18 protein-coding genes are annotated in these 21,835 nt (G+C 58.7%); 5 read left to right on the top strand and 13 right to left on the bottom strand.

From position 1 onward, the window contains the following. Positions 1-572: 572 nt before the first annotated feature. Complete coding sequence (locus JW799_RS10160; protein WP_205429632.1) at positions 573-1,241, top strand: hypothetical protein; 669 nt, start codon at positions 573-575, stop codon at positions 1,239-1,241. Here the strand turns inward: JW799_RS10160 and JW799_RS10155 are convergent. After that, positions 1,234-2,151, bottom strand: coding sequence for a cell wall hydrolase (locus JW799_RS10155; protein WP_205429631.1), 918 nt, complete (start codon positions 2,149-2,151; stop codon positions 1,234-1,236). The two genes, JW799_RS10160 and JW799_RS10155, sit on opposite strands and share 8 nt — an antisense overlap. Positions 2,152-2,362: 211 nt before the next feature. Between JW799_RS10155 and JW799_RS28545 the strand changes: the two genes are divergently transcribed. Next, positions 2,363-2,698: a hypothetical protein gene (locus JW799_RS28545; protein WP_240353224.1), complete on the top strand. Its 336-nt coding sequence runs from the start codon at positions 2,363-2,365 to the stop codon at positions 2,696-2,698. Then, positions 2,680-3,033, top strand: coding sequence for a hypothetical protein (locus JW799_RS28540; protein ID WP_240353223.1), 354 nt, complete (start codon positions 2,680-2,682; stop codon positions 3,031-3,033). Before JW799_RS28545 ends, JW799_RS28540 begins: the two co-directional genes overlap by 19 nt. A gap of 103 nt (positions 3,034-3,136) precedes the next feature. Here the strand turns inward: JW799_RS28540 and JW799_RS10145 are convergent, their stop codons facing one another. From JW799_RS10145 to JW799_RS10125, 5 genes are read right to left on the bottom strand one after another with little or no spacing between them, the layout of a single operon-like run. Beyond that, entirely contained in the window at positions 3,137-4,441 is a 1,305-nt protein-coding gene (locus tag JW799_RS10145; protein WP_205429630.1) for an ABC transporter substrate-binding protein, read from the bottom strand. Positions 4,442-4,498: 57 nt separating this feature from the next. Further along, on the bottom strand, positions 4,499-5,608 hold the full coding sequence (locus tag JW799_RS10140; RefSeq protein WP_205429629.1) for a glycoside hydrolase family 172 protein: 1,110 nt from the start codon (positions 5,606-5,608) through the stop codon (positions 4,499-4,501). A gap of 26 nt (positions 5,609-5,634) precedes the next feature. Next, a complete protein-coding gene (locus JW799_RS10135; RefSeq protein ID WP_205429628.1) occupies positions 5,635-6,480 on the bottom strand; it encodes a carbohydrate ABC transporter permease in 846 nt (281 codons plus the stop codon). Positions 6,481-6,493: 13 nt separating this feature from the next. Continuing rightward, positions 6,494-7,369, bottom strand: coding sequence for a carbohydrate ABC transporter permease (locus JW799_RS10130; RefSeq protein ID WP_205429627.1), 876 nt, complete (start codon positions 7,367-7,369; stop codon positions 6,494-6,496). 44 nt (positions 7,370-7,413) lie between these two features. Continuing rightward, a complete protein-coding gene (locus tag JW799_RS10125) occupies positions 7,414-8,703 on the bottom strand; it encodes an extracellular solute-binding protein (protein WP_205429626.1) in 1,290 nt (429 codons plus the stop codon). Positions 8,704-8,896: 193 nt separating this feature from the next. Here JW799_RS10125 and JW799_RS10120 point away from each other — a divergent pair, with 193 nt between their 5' ends. After that, positions 8,897-10,795: a cache domain-containing sensor histidine kinase gene (locus tag JW799_RS10120; protein ID WP_205429618.1), complete on the top strand. Its 1,899-nt coding sequence runs from the start codon at positions 8,897-8,899 to the stop codon at positions 10,793-10,795. Further along, a complete protein-coding gene (locus JW799_RS10115; protein ID WP_205429616.1) occupies positions 10,792-12,399 on the top strand; it encodes a response regulator transcription factor in 1,608 nt (535 codons plus the stop codon). The genes JW799_RS10120 and JW799_RS10115 overlap by 4 nt, the downstream gene beginning before the upstream one ends. Positions 12,400-13,245: 846 nt before the next feature. Here the strand turns inward: JW799_RS10115 and JW799_RS10110 are convergent. The 7 genes from JW799_RS10110 to JW799_RS10080 form a co-directional block, all read right to left on the bottom strand. Further along, entirely contained in the window at positions 13,246-14,733 is a 1,488-nt protein-coding gene (locus JW799_RS10110; protein ID WP_080831758.1) for an extracellular solute-binding protein, read from the bottom strand. A 65-nt stretch (positions 14,734-14,798) separates the two neighbouring features. Next, on the bottom strand, positions 14,799-15,692 hold the full coding sequence (locus JW799_RS10105) for a carbohydrate ABC transporter permease (protein WP_080831759.1): 894 nt from the start codon (positions 15,690-15,692) through the stop codon (positions 14,799-14,801). A gap of 2 nt (positions 15,693-15,694) precedes the next feature. Next, entirely contained in the window at positions 15,695-16,657 is a 963-nt protein-coding gene (locus tag JW799_RS10100) for an ABC transporter permease (protein WP_080831760.1), read from the bottom strand. A 4-nt stretch (positions 16,658-16,661) separates the two neighbouring features. Continuing rightward, positions 16,662-17,945, bottom strand: a complete 1,284-nt coding sequence (locus JW799_RS10095) for a Gfo/Idh/MocA family protein (protein ID WP_080831761.1) — start codon at positions 17,943-17,945, stop codon at positions 16,662-16,664. A gap of 45 nt (positions 17,946-17,990) precedes the next feature. Next, entirely contained in the window at positions 17,991-19,091 is a 1,101-nt protein-coding gene (locus tag JW799_RS10090; RefSeq protein WP_080831762.1) for a DUF4832 domain-containing protein, read from the bottom strand. Positions 19,092-19,095: 4 nt separating this feature from the next. Beyond that, a complete protein-coding gene (locus JW799_RS10085; protein ID WP_205429614.1) occupies positions 19,096-20,391 on the bottom strand; it encodes an acyltransferase domain-containing protein in 1,296 nt (431 codons plus the stop codon). An 8-nt stretch (positions 20,392-20,399) separates the two neighbouring features. Then, on the bottom strand, positions 20,400-21,734 hold the full coding sequence (locus JW799_RS10080; RefSeq protein ID WP_080831764.1) for a DUF4832 domain-containing protein: 1,335 nt from the start codon (positions 21,732-21,734) through the stop codon (positions 20,400-20,402). Positions 21,735-21,835 lie beyond the last annotated feature (101 nt).

The raw sequence follows: 21,835 nt of genomic DNA, 5'->3' as shown, positions 1-21,835 counted from the left end.
CCTCCTAGTTGTGATGATTGCTGAAATGCCGGCTTCCCCTCTGCAACGCAAAAAAACCTACCCGGAGCGATGTTCCTCTGTCGACCCCCTAGATGTACGCTTGCTCACTCTCGCCAGGACGGTTTTTGAAAACTACATCGGAATAGTATGAATTGAATTCGATTCTATAATAGAACTTGTTGAGTGTCAATCCGTTGTTCCTATTTTGCCAGAATGTTCGCGTTTAATCCAGTGCGTAGCGAAAAAAATCGGCCAAGCCGGTACGATCGGGGCAACAACAAACCGCTTGGGCCGCCTCTCCTCGGTCGGATAAAACTCGATCAACGCCGCGCTGCCGGCGGAATGAACGCAGGATCGCCTCTTCCTGCGCCCGATTGGCTCCGCTCGGTGTATTCCCCGCGGGAGATTACGTTGATCTGCAAGTCGGCGCCGATCTCCTTCCACTCGATGACTTAAATGACAAAAAACGTGACTGCGCGTCACTACCCGAGCGGAACGCCCTCGCTTACGATGTGAAGGGGCAAACGCCGCTCCGTCTTGAAAGCCAAACTAAGGATACGGAGGAAATCGATTTGGAAATGAGGCAGGCAATAAACGGCTTGGCGGTGATCGCGATTTTGGGCGGAGTCGCCCGGATCGGCATGGCGCCAAGCGCCTACATTTGGGGAAGCAACAGCATGCAGGAGCTGACGTTCGGCTTTGTCGCCAGCTTGCTGATGGGAATCGGCATCCTCGGCATTTATTTGAATGCCGCGCCGAATGTCGGGATCGTCGGGTTTTTGTCTACGCTTGTCATATCTGCGGGCGGCGCGTTAACGGTGGCGCTCGTATGGTCGAATATGCTGGGGATGACCGAGCCGGATCACGCTTATATCGCCCCCTTGCTCAACGCGAACTCCATTCTGAGTTTAGCCGGCCAGCTCGTCTTCGGCATCGTCATGATTCGGGCGCGCGCTTATCCGTTATGGAGTCTCCTCTTGTTTATGGTTTTTCCGTTCATCTATTTCATTCCCGGGATCTCCGACCTCGGCTCCGTCGCATGGGGAGCCTGCTACATCGCTTTCGGCTATTGCGCGCTGAAAAATCAGAAGCGCGCGGCCGCCCCCCATTCGTCGGGCGGGCTTCCGCCGGGTAACGCAGCTCCGGCCGCGCAAACAAACGCCCCGCGAGCATCCGCGCGCCCGCTGCCGGACGCAAAAGGCCCTCCGCCGCAAGGCAGAGGGCCGCATTCCTTTATTTGACGAACATGTGGTTGCCGATCGTCTTGACCGCGTCGGCCGTCTTCGCCCGCTCGGGCTCCAACTGCGGATTGAAAAAATAGAGCGCGCCGGGCACGTTGTTCTCGCCGGCAAGAGCCGCCTTGGCCGCGCGGACGCTCTCCGCGGATGCCGTCTCGGTCTTCAGCATCCCTTTCCCCGCCGGAGGGAACTGGCCCTTGGCGTAGATGACGGCTTTCACCGTGTCGGGGAACCTGCCGCTGTTGACGCGGTTGAGGACGACATTGGCGACGGCGAGCTTGCCCTGATAGGATTCGTATCCGGCTTCGACCTCGACCAGCTTGGCGAGCAGCGCGGCGTCCGCCAATTCGGGGTCCAAAAACTCCGGCACGACCACTTTAAGCTGCCGGCCGGCCGCAAGCGCGTCGCCCGGCAGCCCGTTGCGGGCTTTGAGCGCTCCCGCCGTCGTTCCGTAAGCTTCTGCGATCTCCGCAAGGGTGTCGCCGGCCTGGACGGTATATCGGTCGATCCCCTGAACGACCGATCCTTTGCCTTCTCCCTGCCACTCCACGCTGGCGTGCATGGCGTCGGCCAGCGTGCGCAGCGAAACGTAAGCGCTTCCTTCCCTTACTTTGACCGTTTCGGCGATATCGTAGGTTTTGCCGTTAAACGTGACGACCGACGTTCCGGTCCGTACCGTAAGCTTGTCGCCCAGCGCGTTGCCGACGGTAATCGTGCCCGCGTCCCCGTCGTAGGCAAGCTGCCAGCCCATGCGTTCCGCGAGCTCCTTGACCGGCGCGTAAGTCACCCCGCCCGACAGCCACAGCTCCCGGTTCAGTTCGATTTTATCCGTTATGTATGATTCTTTGCCCGTATTCGCAAACGCAGCCCCCGCGCCCGCCGTCAGCAGCAATGCGAGGGTCATCAGGGTCATTCCGACGAACCGCTTGATGGCCTTCATCTCCTTTTTGCGGAAAGTAGTCCAATTCGACTGCACTGTTCGATATTATACAGCCAACAAAAAGGAAATTTTTAAATATTAACGATTTTTCATCGAATTCGGCTCGGGTTGGGCGCCGCTTCCAACGGGAACAATTCGGATAAAGGGAAAAAATCACCCCCGCGGATCATTGGAGGCGAGGCATTTGGACTCGGCACTTTATTTGCTGTTTGCGATTTTGTACGCAGCGTTGTTCGCGTACGGAATGACGGTCTGGGCAAAGGATTCCGCCCGCGGCTTCCGGTATTTGCTGCTGCTCGTTACGGCGGCGCTCCTATGGGACAACGGCGTGCTCGGAGCCGGGAGATGGATCGGGGAGGGCGACTGGCTGGAGCGGCTGAATCGGACGCGCTATTGGCTGCACGCCTTCGTCACCCCGCTGCTTGCGGTGGTCTCGCTGGATTTGATGCGCCGGGCGGGGAGCCCCTGGGCGCGCAAGCCGGCCGCGATGGGGCGGCCTGGTTGTTTGCCGCGGCCCTGATCGTGCTGGAGGTGGCGACCGTAACCTGGTCCGTCAAGCTTAAACCGGTATACGAGTACGGCGCTTTGCGCTACGCTTCGGCCGGAACGTCTCCGGAAATTCCGTTCATGGTCGTTCTCGTCATGATTCCGCTGCTTGCGGCCGGAGCGGTATTATGGAAGCGCCGCGTCACGTCCGCGCTGTTCTGGGGCACGATTGTGATGGGGGCCGGCAGCGCCATTCGGCTTCCCGTCCGAAGCTCGGCGGTCGCCAACCTGTTCGAGCTCGTTCTGATCGGAGCGCTGTGGTTATCCGTGGCGTCCTTGCGTAATCGGCGGCCAGCGAAGGCTTCCTAACGGACAGGCAGGACTACGCGGGAGTCGGGACTTGGATTTTGCCCAATCCGGCGAAGCCCTTTCGGAGATTCGGCTCTAATGGCCTGTCTCGCACCCCGGCGGGTCAAGCGCCTTTCCAATCGTCCCAAATGCTCTGAAACTCCCGGACCAGGCGCTCCCTGTCGATGCTGCCTCCGATATACGCCTGAATTTGAGCCGCCATCCGCGACGTGTCCGCTTCGTACCCGGGATAACGCTGCCACATCCACGGAAGCGTCCGTCCCTCCCGCAGCGCCTTCAGCAGGTCGGCCGCCAGCGGACCGAGCCGCTCTTCGGCGACCGGCACGCCCTCGATCGCCGGGATCAGCTTGGCGTCCTCCATAAACCGCCTCCCGGCCTCCGAGGAGGCCAGCCAATCGAGGAAGGCTTTCGCCTCTTTCTTGACCCGGGAGGAGCGAAGCACGACCCAGTAGTTCGCAACGCCGATCTGCAGCTTGTCCATCGCCTCGGCGTCGTCGTTGATCGGCATCGGCAGAAATCCGATGTCGAGGTTCGGGTTGAGCTTGTCGAGCTGCAGCTGCGTCCATACGCCCTGCTGCATCATCGCCGCGCGGCCCGCCGCGAAGTTCGTCACCTGGGTGTTGTAATCGGTTTGCAGCGCGTTGTCCTGTCCGTACCGGACCGTCAAATCGACCAGATCGATCCATTCCGCAAGCGTCGGATTGCCGACCAGCGTTTCCTCCCCGCTCTTCACGGCGTCGATGAAGGCCGACGGATCCGGCTGCTGGGCAAACGCGACATTCAGCAGATGGTTGCCGATGATCCACCACTCGGCATAGCCGTTCTCGAACGGTTGAATGCCCGCCGCTTCGAGCTTTTCGGCCGCTTCGCGCAGCTGCGTCAGCGTTTTCGGAACGTCCGGAATGCCGGCCTTGCGGAACAATTCCTTGTTGTAAATAAAGCCCCAGCCCTCCAGCGCGAGCGGCATGCCGTACACCTTGCCGTCCTTGACGATCGCCGGCTTCGCAAGCTCGACGATATCGTCGGCCCAGGGCCGATCGGACAAATCCTCCAAATATTCCTGCCACAGCTCGAGATCCGAATAACCCGCCACGAAAAAAATATCCGGCTTGTCGCCCGAGTTGAATCTCGTCTTCAGCCCCGCGCTGTAATCGCAGCCGCCGCCGCACGTATCCACCTCGACGGCCACGCCGGTTTCCGTTTCATAGCGCTTCGCAAGCTCGCTCAGCTGCTCCGCCATTTCGACTTTGAAGTTGAAAATGCGGACCGCCCGGCCCGTTTCTCCGCCCGTCGCCGCCGCATTCGCGCTGTCGCCCGCCGATCCGCCCGCGTTCGGGAGACAGCCTGCCGCGACCGACGCGAGAAGAAGCCAGACGGCGGCCAGCTTCCCGAGCTTGCGCTTCGCCATAGGGTCATTCCTTTCGCTGGCTCATGATGATGTTACGATCAGTATAAAGGGCCGAGGCTATCTCGGCCACCTTTCTTCCTTGGCAATCAATGGCTCGAACGGCCGGTGCGGCTCGGTCTGGTACCAGTACGCGACGGACGCCACGTCGTCCTGGCGCTCGAACAGCCCTTTTTTATAAACTCCGATTTGCTGAATCGTCACCTTCAGGTCCTGGCGGAACCGGATCGGGTCCGGGATATGCCACCGGTAAAACCCCCGCATCGGCGGCACGTCGTCGTTGTGGTACGGGTTATGGACGGTATCGTCATGGCGCGAATAGTAAGGATAGCCCATGTACGGCGTGCAGTACGTGTTTTCGACCGTTCTCCCGTCCTTTTGCGTCGCGAAGCTCCAGGCCCCGCCGAAATAATCCTCGGTTCCGGTGCCGCAGATGGTCGGATAGTCGCCGTCTCCGTCGATGTACATTTTGATTTCCCCTTCGCCCCACCAATACCGCTCCAGCGTCGTCAGCGCCATGTACGTCCCGACGTAGTGGCCCGATCCCTCCACCCCGTCCAGAATGACGTAGTCCTCCGCCTTGTTCGTGATCCGCTGCCGCCTCCACAACGCGTGGAAATACGCGGTATGCTCCGGAAGCTCGTCGTGCAGGCAGTAATCGATCTGATAAAACAAGGCGGGAATCGGCGCTTCGTGCTGGTTTTCGATCGTGATTTTCGCCTTGCGCCGGAACGGCATCGGAAAATAGCTGTTGAACCCTCTCGTCGGGTTGACCGCGATCGGGACGGAGTTCACGATGCAGCCTCTCGCGAAGCCGTTGCAGAAGAAATCGCCCAGCGGGCTCTCGACGGAAGGAACCGTCTCGTCGTCCCAGTACATGCGCAGCACCAGGTCGCGCAGCACGTAACAGTCCGCGTCCGTCCGGTCGGTTACGGTGATCCAGATATGCTCGATGACGCCCGGCCCGTCTACCTCGGCCAGCGTCGCCGTCGCGCCCGGCTGCACGTCGCGTATGCAGGGCGAGCCTTTGCGGGAAGGGCCGAGATGGCTCGCGGCCATGCCGCCCTTCCCCTTTTCGCCGCGGGGATTTTCCGCAGTGATCGCCCGGCTGCTGCCGGGCTTGAGCAAAGGAAGGGCCGACAGCCCTCCCATGAACGGGTTCGCATTCATTCTTTTTTCTCCTCCCGAATCGTTTGTTAGCCCTTTACGCCGCCCGCCATAATGCCTTCCATGATCTGCTTCTGAAAAATCGCGACGAAAACGAGGATCGGCAAAATAATGATCCAGCCCATCGCGCTGACGAGATCCCAGGGCACGGCGTACATGTTGTCCCGCAACGGCAACTGCGTAATGGCCGTCGACAGCACCGAGATTCCGTTGGAATAAAAGAGCGGCGTAAAGAAGTTGTTCAGGCACGTGATGAAGTTCACGATGCAGACGGTCGCGAGCGCCGGCCTGAGCAGCGGCAAGGTCACGTAGAATAGCGACTGAAAAAATCCGCAGCCGTCGATCGAAGCCGATTCCTCGATGGAAACCGGAATGTCGTTCAAATAGTTTTGCAAAATGAGGATCGTAAACGGCAAGATGCCGCTGATATACAGGACGATCAGCCCCGTATACGTGTCGTACAGATGCACGCTCCGCAAAAAGTCGTACAGCGGCCGGGCCGTCACGACGTCGGGAATGAGCATGGACGCCAGCAGGAACGCCACCGCGATCGACAGCCCCTTGCTTCGAAAGCGGGCGAAGGCGAAGGCGGCCATGACGGACACGACCATGCCGATCAGAATGGACAAGCCGACGATGACGGCGGTGCTTCCGATTTTGGACAGCAGTCCCGCGTGCTCGATCAAATACCGGTAGCTTTCCAGAGTCGGATGCCGCGGCCAGTACCGGATCGGCTTCGAGAACAGCTCGCCGGCCGGCGTGATCGACGAGACGAAAATCCACCACAGCGGGAACAGAATCAAAAATGCGACGACGAGCGCGAGCCCCCACATCAACCCTTTCAGAAGCCGTTGTTTGAAAATTCCGGGTACCATACGCGATCGCTCCTTAATAATCCACGCGCTTCGTCGCGGACATGCTGATGCCGCTCAAGACGGCCATGACGAGGAACAGGACGATGGCGATGGAAGCGGCGTAGCCGGTGTTCAGGTTCGTAAACGCCTCCGTCGTCACCCGATACGCGATCAGGGCCGTGCTCTCTCCCGGCCCCCCGCTCGTCATCGCGTACACAACGTCGAAGGAGGTAATTCTCCACATCGTGAAGAAAATGCTGAGCACGAGAATGCTTTTGGCGAGCAGCGGGAGCGTCAGCCTGAAAAAGGAGCGGACGGCCCCCGCGCCGTCGATTTTGGCCGCTTCGTAAATATCCGATGAAATAAACTGAAGGCCGGCCAATATCAGAATCGCGAAAAACGGGATGTCCTTCCACAAATCCACCGCGATGACGGCGAACCGGGCCGTGTTCGTATGAATGAGCCAATCGAGCTGAAAGGACGGAGCGAACCAGCGGATAAAATCGTTGACCAGCCCGTAGTCGTTGTTGAACGCCCACTTCGAAGCCATCGCGATGACGACCATCGGCATCGCCCACGGCAGCAGCACGATCGTCCGCAGCATCTTCTGCCCGGCGAATTTCATGTTGAGGATGAGGGCCAGCGCGATCCCCAGGACGAGGTGGCCGGCCATCGAGCCGATGACGAAAATCGCCGTAAACGAGAGGGAGGTCAGCATTTTCGAATCGCCGAACAGGTCGATGTAATTTTGCAGCCCGACGAATTCGTTCGTGCCTCGCAGCAGCTTGACGTCGAAAAAACTGATGCGGAACGTCTCGATAATCGGATAGATCGTCGTAAAAATTCGAATCAGCAAGGCCGGCAGCACAAGGATCCACGCGACGGTCAAATATTTTTTGCTCGCATACATGGGAACGCGCCTTTCTTGTGGATTGTCGGACCCTTACGGTCGGTTTACTTGTAGCGCTCGACGGCTTCCTGCGCTTTCTCGCAGAATTCGTCCAGCGTGATTTTGTCCTGGACGTAGTTCTGGAACAGGGTGCCGATTTCCGAGATGAACTCCATCGTCTGCGGCAGCATCGGGCGGCCGTGCACCTCGTTTGTCGCCTGGATTTCGGAGTAAATTTCCTTGACGTCGCCGGAGACGGCGGGATTGGCCGCAACGTCGGCGCGGGCCGGGTACCGGTCGAAGTTCGTCCAGCCGTTCAGCTCGCCTTCCTCGCTCGCCAGGTATTTCAGGAACTTGACGGCCGCTTCCTTGTTCGGCGAGGCGGCGTTCAGCACATAGCTCCAGGAATCCGTGAAGATGCTTCGCGTCGCGAACTTCGGCATGTTGATCATGTGGATCTGGTCCTTGCCGTACCGGTTCGCCTGCTTGTAGTCGGTTCCGGTTCCCCACATGAACACCATCGCGTATTTGCCGTCGATGAATTTCTGGTTCATCTGCTCGTATTTGTCCGCGATCTGGTCGACCGGCGTCACCTTCCAGGTGTTGGCCATGTCGTACATGAACTTGACCGCCTTCCGGCTGCCTTCGTTCGTCCAATCGAAATAATCGCCGCCGAACAGGTTGACGAACGTCGCGATTTCGTTGAACACGTACGTTTTTTCCCAGGAGCCGCCGTAGCCGTATTGTCCGTCCTTGGTGGACGCTTTCATGAAGTTGACGAAATCCTCTTCCGTTTCGATCGAGGTCATGCCGGCGGCGTCCAGCTTTTTCTGGTCGACCCACAGGGCGAGATAGCCGGAATAGCTCGGGACGCCGATAATGTCCCCGTCGGCCGAGGTCAGCATATCCTCCATGTAGCCCTGCGGAAATTGCGACAGGATGTCGTCCGTCATGACCGTATCCTGCAGCGGCTCCAGCCAGCCGGAGTTTTTGAACGAGGTCGCCATTTCGTCGTTGATCTCGAGAATGTCGACCGTGTCGTCACCGGAAGACAAAATAGTGGAAACCTTCTGCTGGCGGGTGTCCGAATCGGTCGGGGCGGCGATCCAGTTGATTTTGACGCCGCTTTTTTCCTGCGCTTCGTCCAGCCAGGCCTGGAAATTCGGATTCGTGGATTGAATCGTGTAGAGCGTAATCTCGTCGCCGCCGCCGGAACCGGCCCCCGCGGAAGCGGATCCCGACGCGGAAGCGCCCGTTTCCGGCGAGCCGGTTCCGGAGCTCCCGCTTGAGCAGCCCGACAGGATGACGGATAACGACAAGCCGGCGGTCAAAAGGATGGATGCGATTTTCTTCAAGCGAAACCCTCCCTGTTTGGGCGTTGTGTGGTGTAAGCCCTTACAGCTGAGTATAGTGGCCCGCCCCGGCCCCGGAATACGAACGGATTTGAACAAAAATGTAGAAGATTGTGATCTGCTCGAAAGGAGGTTGATCTTCCCCGGACGCGGTGATAGACTGTTAACCAATTCCGGGAACCGGGGGGCATCCATCATGTTTCGCAGCAGCATACGGAACAAGCTGAGCGCGTTTTTGCTGGTCGCCATTCTACTGCCGATTGCCGCTTCGATCCTGATCTCCTACTTTTACACCCGGCACTCTCTTAAGGAAGACGCCGTTCGGGAAAACTCGAACGCGGTCCGGCAGGGCGCCACGAGCCTGATGAACCAGCTCCAGCAAATGAACGCGATCTCCTTGTCCATTTATAACAACATCCAGGAGCCCGACAGCCTGTACAACATTCTGGCCAGGGGGCGAAGCGATTTCATCGTCGAAAACAAGCTGTATTCCGGCCTTCACGCGATCGAACAATCGTCCAAAGACGTCCAGCAGGTCTACTTGTATTCGGAGCTGGCCGACCGGTCCTATTTGCTGATCGACGGCTATCTGAAACGCGAAGCGGGCCGAACGGGACTCGACGGCCGTTACGTTCAGCCCGTGAACAAGGACGATCCTTTTTTCGAACCCCCTCATCCTTCGCACAACTACGGCATGGAGGAATTTCCGTACAGTCCCTCCAACACCGTTTTTACGATCCATCGGCCGGTGTACCGCGCCCCGCTGAAAGAGCGGATCGGCATTCTGTCGATCGATTTCAAGCTGGACGGGCTGCTCCGCATCGGCGACATGCTCCATGACAAAAACGACGAAAACATCTATTTGATGGACGATGCCGGAACCGTTATTTTCTCGTCCGAGGAACGGCTGATCGGCCAAAAGCCGTCCGACGCCTGGCTGCAGCATGCCCGTTACAGCCTGTCCGGCGCGGGGCACTTCGAATGGAAGGAAACCGGATTTCAAGGCATCGTCGTCTACGAAAAATTCGAGCTGATCGGCCGGACGTGGATTCTCGTCAAGCAAATTCCGAACGAATACCTGTTCCGGAACGCTTCGAACGTGCTGCAAATGAACCTGCTCGTTCTCGTCTCGTTCCTTCTGGTCGCCGTCGCCGCGGCCTTGCTCGTTTCCGTCAAGCTTACGGCCCCGATCAAGAAGCTGACCGAATCGATCAAAAAAATCAAGCTCGGCAAGCTGCAGCTGCACATCGACTCGGAACGCAACGACGAGGTCGGCGTGCTGGGCCACGCGATCAAAAACATGGTCGATACGATCGACAACCTGATCATGCGCGAGCTGCGGCTCGAGCTGGCCAACAAGGACAACCAATTGAAAGCGCTGCAAGCGCAGATCAACCCGCATTTTATCTACAACACGCTGCAATCGATCGGCTCCGTCGCCCTGCAGCACCAGGTGCCCAAAATTTACGAGCTGACCTCTTCGCTCGGCCTGATGATGCGCTACAACATGAACACGGAGGAGTCGGTCGTGCCGCTTTCGAAGGAAATTCATCATGCGGAGGCCTACCTGGAGCTGCAGAAGCAGCGGTTTAAGGAGCGCCTGCGCTACCGCATCGAGCTTGGCGGACCGGACGCTGCGGGGGTGACGGTGCCGAAAATGATTTTGCAGCCGCTCGTGGAAAATTGCTTCAAGCACGGCTTCCGGTCGGGGATGGAGGAAGCGGAAATAGAGATAACGGCGCAAAGAGCCGGGGATGCGCTGCGAATCGAGGTTCGCGACAACGGGGAGGGCGTTTCCCCGGAACGCGCTCGCGAGCTGGAACGGCTGCTGGAGCGCGAGGCGTTCGGCGGCTCGGGGAGCGGCGCGGGTGGCGGTACGGGGGACGGCGCGAGGGGCGGCATGGTTGGCGACGCGGGTGGCGGAATGGGCGGCAGCATGGGCGACGACGCGGGCAGCATCGGCCTGCTCAACGTCGCATCCCGGCTGCGCCTGTACTTCGACGACGCTTCGCGGGTTTCCGTCCGCAATCTCGCCCCGTCGGGCTTTTCGGTCGTCATTGAAATTCCCATGCGAAAGGCGGTGCTTCCGGCATGAAGGCGTTGATCGTGGACGACGAAACCGATGTCCGGATTTCGATCCGGCTGCTGGTGAACTGGGACGAATTCGGCATCACGGACATTCTCGAAGCGTCCGACGGCGTCTCGGCCATGACGCTCATTCGGGAAGAAAATCCGGAAATCGTCTTTACCGACATGAAAATGCCGAACGGAGACGGCATGGAACTGCTGCAATGGATCGAGGCGGAGGCGCCCCATGCGAAACGAATCGTCATCAGCGGTTATGACGATTATACCTACATCCGCAACACGCTGAAGCACGGCGGACTCGATTACTTGCTCAAGCCGATCAACCGGAGCGAGCTGCTCGATACGCTTCGAAGCGCCGTCGGCGCCTGGCAGAAGGAAGAGGAGGAACGGCATCTCCGCATTCGGAAAAACACGGAAATCAACCGCACGATACCGGCGTACCGGGACAAAACGCTGTCGGCCGTCGTTTCGCAGCCGGACGCCTATCGGACCTGCGCCGACGAGCTTCAGGAAGCGTTCGGATGGTCGGACGCCCGCAAGTGCCGGGTCGCGATGCTGCTGACCGACCCGCTGCCGCGCCCCGTCCTGCGGAAATTCGGCCGCAACCTCGACTTGCTGTACTTTTTGATGACCAACATCTGCAACGAGATCATCGGCTCCGGCCGGACCGGCTACGCGTTCAAGCATGCGAATCCGGCTTACGGAATCGTCCTGCTGTTTACCGGCGGCTTCGCGGAGCTTAACCGAAAGCTTGCGGACATGAACGACGCTTTCTCGCGCTTTCTCGGCGCCCGTTTTCATTTCGCTTGCGGGGAGGCGGAAGCGTTTCCCGAAGGGATTCACGCCGCTTTCGAGAAAGCGCTGCGGACCGCCCGTTCCGTTTCGTACGCGAAGGAAGGCGGATGGATCCATTTCGATGCGGGGGTTCCTTCTCCCGCGGAGAAGCAGGTCCCGCTGACCGATTACGGCAGCCAGATTTCGACCGCCGTCTACAGCGGCGACGTTCGCCGGATCGAAGACGCGGTCGGCAAATGGATCGAGGCCGTCGGCCGGCTTCGGCACGTCACGTGGGAGCATTTGCAATACTGGCGGTACGAGTTCGAGCTGCTGACCGGCCGCCTGCTGCCGGATTCGGATTCCGCCGCGGCGGGCGATCCCGTCAAGCCAAGCTCCCCCGGGCTGTTTCCGATCGATGCGCGCGGGAGACTGTCGCCGGACGAGTGGCGGCGGGAATGGACGGAGGCGTTCGCCCAAATCGCCGGGCGGCTGAAAGAGAAGCGCCATCAGGAACACAACGCGATCTATGCGATCAAGCAGTTTATCGAAACGAACTATGCGGAAAGTTTGTCCGTGCAGGAGATCGCAAGCCGGTTCTTCCTCAGCCGCGAATATGTCTCCCGGCGCTTCAAGCAGGAGTTTAACGAGAATATCTCGGAATATATCGAGCGGGTGCGGATCGAGAACGCCAAGGCGCTGCTGGCGAACGGAGAGTATTCCGTCGCGGATGTCGGAGCGATGGTCGGCTACCAGGACGGCCGGTATTTCAGCAAAATTTTCGGCAAGCTGACCGGCATGTCGCCCCGGGAATATCGGAAGAAAAGGCCGATTTGAGGGCCCGATTTTGTTCCCAGGCCACAAGATGGGTAATATTTACTCAAGTGCATGCGGCTGGAGGCGCGGGGCGGGGTGAGTTGAGTCGTCACGACACATCTGAGGCGCTGGCGGGCGTGCGGAGGCCGCGAGATGGGTAATATTTACTCAAGTGCATGCGGCTGGAGGCGCGGGGCGGGGCGAGTTGAGTCGCCACGACACATCTGAGGCGCTGGCGGGCGTGCGGAGGCCGCGAGATGGGTAATATTTACTCAAGTGCATGCGGCTGGAGGCGCGGAGCGGGGCGAGTTGAGTCGTCACGACACAACTGAGGCGCTGGCGGGCGTGCGGAGGCCGCGAGATGGGTAATATTTACTCAAGTGCATGCGGCTGGAGGCGCGGGGCGGGGCGAGTTGAGTCGCCACGACTCAACTGGAGCGTTGGCGGGCGTGCGGAGGCCGCGAGATGGGTAATATTTACTCAAGTGCATGCGGCTGGAGGCGCGGAGCGGGGCGAGTTGAGTCGCCATGACTCAACTGGAGCGCTGAAGAACGGGTGAAGGCCGCGAGATGGGTAATATTTACTCAAGTGCGTGCGGCTGGAGGCGCGGGGCGGGGTGAGTTGAGTCGCCACGACTCAACTGGAGCGTTGGCGGGCGTGCGGAGGCGGCGGGATGAGTTGCGCGGCGGAGCTGCGCGGCGAAATTTAACAAGTCCCGCGCCTCGTCGGCCGCAGGGACTTGTTGTCGCGCAGGAACGGGCCCGCGAAGCCGGACCGCGCCGCGCCGAACTTCCGCGAGTTCACTTCGCGTTCTATTCGCGCTCTATTCGCGCTCTATGCGCGTTCTACTCGCGGTCCTTTCGCTCCCTATTGCTGCTTGCTTGCCAGAAACTCGTCGAGCTGCCGCTGCACTTCCGCGACGTATTCGTCGATGCCCGCTTTCTTTAATTTCTCGACCGCCTTCGGATACCCCGTCTCGAAATCGACGAATCCGGAGCGAATCGCGGCCATGTCCTTCGACGCCTCGCGCAAAGCCGTTTCGATCGCCTTGACGTTCTCGTTGTTGAAACGGAAGCCCAGCGAGTCCGAAAGGATCGCGTTCTCGTCCCAGCTTTTGTACGTATCGATCGCTTCCTGATCCACTTCCGGCGCAAACAGCTGGTAGTTCTGGTTCCGGAACATCCACTCGTAGAAAAATTCGCTCGGGGTCAGTTTGTTGATTCTTCCGTCCACGATCTCGTAATCCTTGCCCTCGACGCCGTACAGCGCGAACAAGTAGTTTTCCTGCGACTGGTAGATCCAGTTGATAAACTTCATCGCGCCTTCGGGATTCGGAGCGGTTATCGGGATGCCCAGCACCTCTCCCCCCGTCGAAGTGATATATCGAGGCTTGTCTTCGGCGAGCAGGTAGGACTTCAGCCTGGCATCCGGCGCGTTCGCCTGCACGGCGCTGATGATTTCCATCTCTTTGCCCAGCGACCCCTCGACCCACAGGTAGAGGCCCGTCTGCATCCGGGAATCGCGCTCGTTGTACTTGATCGTCAAATCCTCGGTATATAATCCGTCTTCGTACATGCTGCGGTTGAATTTCGCCATGTCCTGGAAGGCCTTCGTTTCATAATAGCTGTACGCTTTCTTCGTGTCTTCGCCGAAGACGACGAGATCCTCCACCGCGATCCAGTTGTACTGCTCGTCGGTGAAATACCGGGTCAACGGTTTGAAAATAATGTCCGCGGGTCCCTTCAGCTCGGGAAACTGCTCGGCAGCCTTGGCTGCGAATTCCTTCAGGTCGTCCGGAGTTTTCACTTCCGTCATCCCGACCGCCTCCAGGATGTCCTGGCGAACGGTCACGAGCTGGTACATGGCGGAAGACGGCGCATAGGCGGATGGGATGCCGTATGTCTGGCCGTCGATGACCGCGCCTTGAAGCTGTTCCTTGGGAAGCACCTTCAGCATGTCCTGGCCGTACTGCTCGATCAGGTCGTCCAGCGGCATCGCCTGCTTCTTGTTCACGATGGTGGACAAGTCCGGCAGCCCGTCCCAGTACAGGTCGATCGGCTCGTTCGCGGCGAGCATGATGTCCTTTTGCTCCCAATATTGCGCCCACGGCACGAAGATCACTTCCACCTTCAGCCCGAGATCGGTCGCCATTCTCTCCGCAAACTCGTTTTCCAGAAACTCCGTCATGCGGTCGCTTTCTTCCCCGGGATACAAAATCGTCATCGTTTCCAGTTTCTTGGGCGCATCCCCGGAGGCCTCTCCCGCCTCCCCTCCGTTTCCTTGGCTGCATGCCGACATGACCAAAGCCAGAAGCAGCATCGCGACCGTTAAACCAAGCGTTTTTCTCCTTTTCATCCATAACCCTCCCGCGTTTAGGTTCATTTATGTCAAGCCTTCGCAGGCCGATGACCGCGAGCCCCTTATTCCTTGACCGCTCCCGTCATAATGCCTTGAACGAAATACCGTTGAATAAACGGGTACAGGAAAATAATCGGACCGATCGTAATGACGGTGACCGCCATCTTCACGGTTTCCGCCGGCAAGGTGATGTTGCCGGACGCTCCCGACGGAATGCGTCCCGAGCTGATCGCATTGACGTTCGACAGAATGTTGTACAGGTAGTACTGCAACGGGAACAGCTCTTTGTCGTTGATGAAAATGAGCGCGTGCCACCAGTCGTTCCAATACTGCAGGGCGTACATCAATCCGACCGTCAGCAGCGGCGTCTTGCTGAGCGGGAGCGCGATTTTCCAAAAAACCGTGAAATGATTCGCCCCGTCGATCTCCGCCGCTTCGTACAAGGACGGGGAAATGGCATTGAAATACGTGCGCATGAGGAACATATTCCAAACGTTGAAGATGGACGGCACGATCAAAGCCCAGATCGAATTTTTCAGGCCGTAGTAATTGACGCTGACCATATACCACGGGATCAGGCCGGCGGAGAAGATGATCGTGAAATTGGAAATAAAGGCCAGCACGTTGCGGTATCGCAGCTTGCGGATCGAGATGGCGAACGCCATCATGCTCGTAATCAGCAAGGCGCCGATCGTTCCCGCCACGGTGACGAAAATCGTGACTCCGTAGGATTGCAGAATTTTGGTCCCGCTGTTGACGAAAATATAGGTGTACGTATCCAAAGTCGCGTCCTGCGGAAAGATCGAATAGCCGTTTCTCGCGATCGCTTGTTCGGAGGAGAAGGATACGCTGACGGTAAGCAGAAGAGGGTAGAGGCAAGCGACGGCAAAGCAACCGATAAAAACATAGGCAAGGGTCGTCACCAGTTTATCGCTCAGCAACCTGTTCTTTTCCATGGTTAGAATAGACCCTCTCCGTCGTTTATTTTCTTCGCCGCCCGGTTGGCCGCGAGCACCAGAATCAGCCCGAGGACGGATTGCATCAACCCGACCGCCGTCGCGTAGGAGAAGCCCAGCGTGCGCATGGACTGGTACACGTAGGTGTCGATGACCGTCACGGCGTCGCCAAGCACCGGATTGTTGCCGACAATGCCGTAGATCATGCCGAAGTCGCCGTAAAAGATCCGGCCTACGTTCAAGAGCGTCAACACGATGATCGTCGGCTTCAGCATCGGAATCGTCAGGCGGAGGATTTGCTGCATTTTATTGGCCCCGTCCACCTTCGCGGATTCGTACAAGCTCTGATCGAAATTGACCATGGCCGCCATATACACGATCGAGCTGTACCCGCTCCATTTCCAGACGTTCGCGGCAATGACGATCGCTTTCCAGTACTTCGGCTCCGAATACCAGGAGATCGGTTCCATGCCGAAGAGCGCCAGCATGTTGTTCGCCACGCCGACATCGGACGAAAAAATCCCGTAAATGATCGCGCCGACGACGACCCACGAAAGAAAGTAAGGAAAAAACATCATGCTCTGGGTCAGCTTTTTGAACGCGGCGCTCCGGATTTCGTTCAGGAAAACGGCAATGGCTACCGGAAACAGGATCCCGAATATAATGCCGAAAAAGTTAATAAACAGCGTGTTGTACGTGACCCTCCATCCCATGCTGCCCGACGAGAAGAAATACTTGAAATTGTCGAGGCCGACGAACGGGCTGCCGAAGATCCCGTCCACGACATTGAAATCCGTAAACGCCATCCAGACGCCGGAAAAAGGGATGTAGCTGAACATCAGCAGGACGATCAGCCCGGGAACGCTCATCAGGTACAGGATATGGTGCTTTTTCAGCTCGCGGAAAAATCCGTTCTTCTTCCTGGCCGGCGCAGGCGCAGGCGTCTCGTTGGCGGCCGAACGCATGGCGTCACATCCTTTCCACGGTCGCAAGCGGCTCCGCTGCAATCTTTCCTTGCAGTTCTTCCTTCAATCGATCGATCTCGACCACATGGCCGGACACCCTCGCCCTCTCGGCCGCGAACGCCATAATATGGCTTTCCACGGACTTGTCGATGGACGATCGGCTCGTCTGGCCGCCGTTTTCCATCATTTCGAGAAAATCGGCCATCAAGCCCGCGTCGCCGCCGTTGTGGCCCCCCGATACGGCCGCCGGCCGAATGACGGTTTGTTCGCTGCGATCCGTCATATTGGAGGAGAACCTCGTTACTTCGATGACGTTCAGGCTGTCGTCGCCCCGGATTTCCCCGTGCTCGCACATGATTTTGATCGTCCGGTACATTTTGTTCGTGAAGCCGCTCAGGTTGAAGGTGACCGTGACGCCGTTCTTGAATTCGATCAACGTGACCTGATGGTCGCAAACGTCGTTGTCGCACCGGTAGACGCACCGCCCGTAAGGGCTGGTCTTGAGCGCCTCGAGCAGGCCCGCTTCCGATTGATCCGCCCCGATGACGGTGGCCGGCCATTGTCCCCTTATCGGCAGATAGGCCTTGCGCGCGTCGAACCGGCAATCCGTTACCTTGCAGTCCAGGCACCGGTCGGCGCTTCCTTCCGGCGCATTCTCTTCCTTGAAAAAGGTCAGGTCGCCATAGGAAGAAATCCGCTTCGCCTCGCTGCCGACGAGCCAGGCCAAAATATCCATGTCATGACAGGATTTCTGCATGATCAGGGGGCTGGCCAGATCGCTTCGGCGCCAGTTCCCCCGGACGAAGGAATGCGCGTGGTGGTAATTGCCGATATTTTCGTTGTGCTGGATCGTCACCACTTTGCCCAGCTCGTTGCTGTCGATGATTTTTTTGATTTCGGCGAAAAAGTTCGTATACCGCAGCACATGGCACACGATGACCTTGCGGCCCTTCTCGTTCGCTTTTTGCTGAATGCGCAAGCATTCTTCGGGGCTGGGCGAGATCGGCTTCTCCAGCAAAATGTCGTACCCGAGCTCCAGCGCCTCCATCGTTTGTTCGTAATGGTCGCGGTCCATGGAGGCGATCATGACGGCGTCGGCGATTTTCCCCGAGCGAAAAAAGTCGTTCGCCGTTCGAAATCGCAGCTCCGGAGGAATCCCGAACTCGTCCGCCGCCGCCTTTCTGCGAATGTCGTCCGGTTCGACGACCGCGGCGATTTCGGCCTTTTCTTTCGCGTAGCGGGCGTAAATCATCCCTCGTTGTCCTGCACCGATGAGTGCCAGCTTCAAATCGATTCCCTCCAGCGTTTCGTTGATTTTGTCGCGTTCGTGGCGTTAGATCGGCTGTTCCGGAACCTTCGGGTCCTCAAGCGGATAATAGCCTTCCGGATAGTACGAATCCCAAATATTCAGAAGCGGGTCCGCGCTCGTCCGCTCGACCGTTACGGCGCCGGCCGCGTAAAACCCGTCCTCTCCCTGCCCGTAGATATTCAATTTGAGCGGCGTGCCGTCCCGGAACAACGTCCCCAGACTCACCGTATACATCCCCGGCGACAGATCGGGCAATCGCAGCATCTCGTTATGAACGAGATCGCCCGTAAGCCACGAATCCGTATCGGCCCGGACCGGGATGTCGTACGATGCATCGTCCTTCCGGAGCCGAAGCCATAGTCCGAATTCCCGGTACACTCTCGCGCTCCCCGCATTTACGAACCACAGCCGCAGCGGAAAGCTCCCGCCGGACGATACCGTCTCCGGATACGTCATTCTTCTTAGGGAGAGCCGGGCGCCAAGCGCGCCGCCCGCGTCCGCGTTCGCCAGGCTCGCATGCCAGCGAAACGCCTCGCGCCGCACGTTCGGACCGCAAACGGGGTCGGTGACGTGAAGGATAACGGGCCGGCGTTTCCAGATCCCGTTCAGGTTTTGCCTGGCGAAGGCTTCGCAGCATTCGATCCAGTTCGCCTCGCCGCAAGTTACCCTAAGTCCGAACTCCCGGCCGTTCGCCCGAAGGTGGCGAATGAGCGCGGCATTTTGCAGGTCCGCGAGAATCGGCGTTTCAACGAACGCCTCCATGTACGCGTTCCATTCCTCTTTGCTGTCCGTCGGCCCCCGGATGACGACGCCGGCAAGGCGGCCGTCCGAATCGAACCGGCTTCCCGCCTTGCGGACCAAAGCCGCGAAGCAGGCGCTCTCGGCGGACTTTGCCCACGCGGGCGGCTCGGGCGAAAGCGCAAGCACGGGATGGGCTGCGGCCTCAAGCGCCTTCTCGATCCCTTCGAGCCGGTATTCCCCGCGCTCGGGCTCCAGCTCTTTCCACGAGAGAGAGAGGTAGGTCAGCCGTTCTTCCCCGGCGGAAGCGTCGGCCCGAGGCAAGGGAACGGGCCTGGCGACGACCGTTTTGTATTTCTCGTAGCGGTCAAGCGAGTACATGCACATCGCGTTACCTCCCCGCCAGACGGCCGAGGGCCGCTTCCCGGAATTTCTCGATCTCCTCCGCCTCGACATAAGGCCTGCTTCCGATGCGATCGACCTCTTCCTTCAGCACGATCATGCCGGACGTATGAAAGCGGCCGCCCTTTCGCATATACTCCGCGGCCGCCTTCTGCAGCGACGTTCGCGCGGGAGCGGTCAGCGGGTCGGCGTTCCGGTCTCCGAACAATTCGAGGCGAAGCATGCGGTCTCCCTCGGATACCGGATAAACGTACATTTGCCTTTGCACCTGCACGATATTGCTCTTTTCCGGGTCGAGCAGCAGCGACAACGCCGGGTCGTACAGCCAGCTTTCGCTCCAGAAGCCCCTGATCGGCAGCTCGGGGAAATATCGCGCATAAAAATCGAGGGCCATCCGCATCGAGGCCTTCAGCCGTTCGGGCGTATACCCGGGCCCGGACGGAATGTGGAGCGCCAGCAGCATATCCCCTTTGCGCAGCACGGGCTCCCACTCCGACTTCGCGAGAACGACCGGCTCCCGCTCGACGAAGCCCATCGGGTTGATCCGGTTCGCCCGAACGGTTTCGTTTGTTTCGCTCCATTCCGTGACGAAACGGCCGGCCGCATCCGAGATGCCGTTCACCCCGTCCTTTTGCCCGTCGCCGCGAAACGTCTCGCCCGCATGCCTCAGCGCCGCGACTTTCCCCGTCCGGACATGGCGGAACATCGTAAATTCATCCTGAAAACGGTGAACAATAAAATAGAAGCGGTCGTGAAGAAAAATGGAACAGGTGTAAAAATTCATCTTCCATTGAAAATCGTCAACTGCGGCATCCCCGCGTTCGGCGAGCTTGTCGAGCTGCGGCTTCAGGAATTGAGTCGCAATCTCCTCGTAATGCGCCTCGGGAACGCCGCGGTCGGCCAGAAAGTTCTTGGAAGGAACGACGCAGGCGAGGAGCAGGAGAAAGGAGTAGAGCTCCCGGGAATGCGTCATGCAGCCCGGCGTCATATTCGTGTAGAACGCTTCGTCGCACCGCCAGCGGGCGGAACAAAGGACGTCGACCAGAAACTTGGTAAAATGAAACAGCGTGCCGTCGCCTTCGATCGCTTCGATGCCTCGCAGCAGCGTTTGCCGGACCGTTTCGGGCACCTCGTAACGCGCGAACAGGTCGGTCAAAAAGCTTCGCGGAATCAACGCCGCGTCTTGATTCGGCACGTAGGCCTCGTACTTCTCCTCCAGCCCTTCCGGCAAAAAATCGAATCGGCAATAGGCCAGGCACGTCTGAAAGTCCAAGCGGGCCACCATCACTCTTTTTATCCCCTTTCCAGAATCAACGTTCCCATCGGGTAGTAGCCGTCCGCATTTCCTTCGATCGCAAGATTGAGATTTCCGATTTCCGGCACTCCGGTTTCGATTCCGATTTCCAGACGGTATTCGCCTTCCGCCAGATCCTCGGGAAGGACAAAGCTTTCTTCCCACCAAATATCGCGGTCCGGCAGCCATTCCCGGATATCCTCCCGGGCCCGGAAGGCAAGCGTCCGGTCCTTCCCGGCCAATCGGACGACCAGCGGGTACCGATTGTAGATCGGAGCCACCCCCACATTCGCCCAAAGACCGGCAACGCGCAGCTCCCCGCCCGCCTTGACTTCGGCATCGAACGTGAATTTTCTCAGTTCGAACCGGTAGCCCATCTTCTTGAGCCAGCGCTCGACGTTTTCTTTCCAGGGCTGCGGCACGATCGTCCCCTTGCTATGAAAGGAAGAGATATGCCATTTCAACGACTCGTCGAGGATATAATCGATATCCCAGCCCTGCCGGTACCAGTCGTGCATATGCCAGCAGGCTTCGAAGACGACCGGCGCCTTCTCCCAGGCGTCCCCCATCCGGAAGTTTTGAATATTTTGCGGGTAAAAGTCCGTCATGTGCGACCATCTTTTCCCATGAAAACCGCCCATATCCCCCAGGCAATCGACGCGGAAGCCGACGCTCGCTTTCCGTTCCCGAATGATGGCGCTCGACGCCGGGTCGTGCAGCAGCGATTGCACCGGCGTAAGCTTGAACCCGTCCAGGTACGCGTTCACGATCCGTCTGATCGCGTCCGGCGCCATGAATTCGGTTCCCCCGCCTTCGCCCCACGCCCCGACGATCGTCAAATCGACGGAGCTGATGACGGGGTGTCCGTCGAACCGGGCCGCGAAAGCCCGAATGAAATCGGACCAGTGCTCCGCGTAAGGCGTCGAATTCGGATCGATCCTCCAAAACGGAAAATCGGGCTCGTCCGGGAAATCCGCCCGAAACCAATCCGGAATATCGTCTTCTTCGTTCAACGCGTACGGGGAACAGCGGACGATGGCCGAGCAGCCGGCGGATTTCGCCGCGTCGAGCTTCTCTTCGATGCGCTCCCAGCGGTATTCGCCTTTCGCGGGCTCCAAATCCCTCCAACGGACGCTGAAGAAAGACACCCTGCTGTCCGGGTGATTGCAGGTTTTGCTGTCATCGGTAAACCGGTATTTCTCAACCTTCTCCCCACCCGGATCATAGACCTCGTCCGGATCGCCCATCAGCCCGGGCGCGGCCGTAAATCCGATGCCCGGATTGGGAAACCACTCGTCGAGAATCGAAGGATATACCGTCTTTTGCTTTCTCATGAACCGTGCGCCCCTCCCCTCGAAGCAACAGGTAAACCACTATTTTGTTACGTTATTTGTTACGTTTGTTTAGTAAACCTTATGGCGTAATTATAGCATGA

Origin of the sequence: Cohnella algarum, assembly GCF_016937515.1 — a bacterium.
GTDB lineage: Bacteria > Bacillota > Bacilli > Paenibacillales > Paenibacillaceae > Cohnella > Cohnella algarum.
Note: the sequence above shows the minus strand (reverse complement) of the source record. Positions and strands in the feature narration are given on the sequence as shown.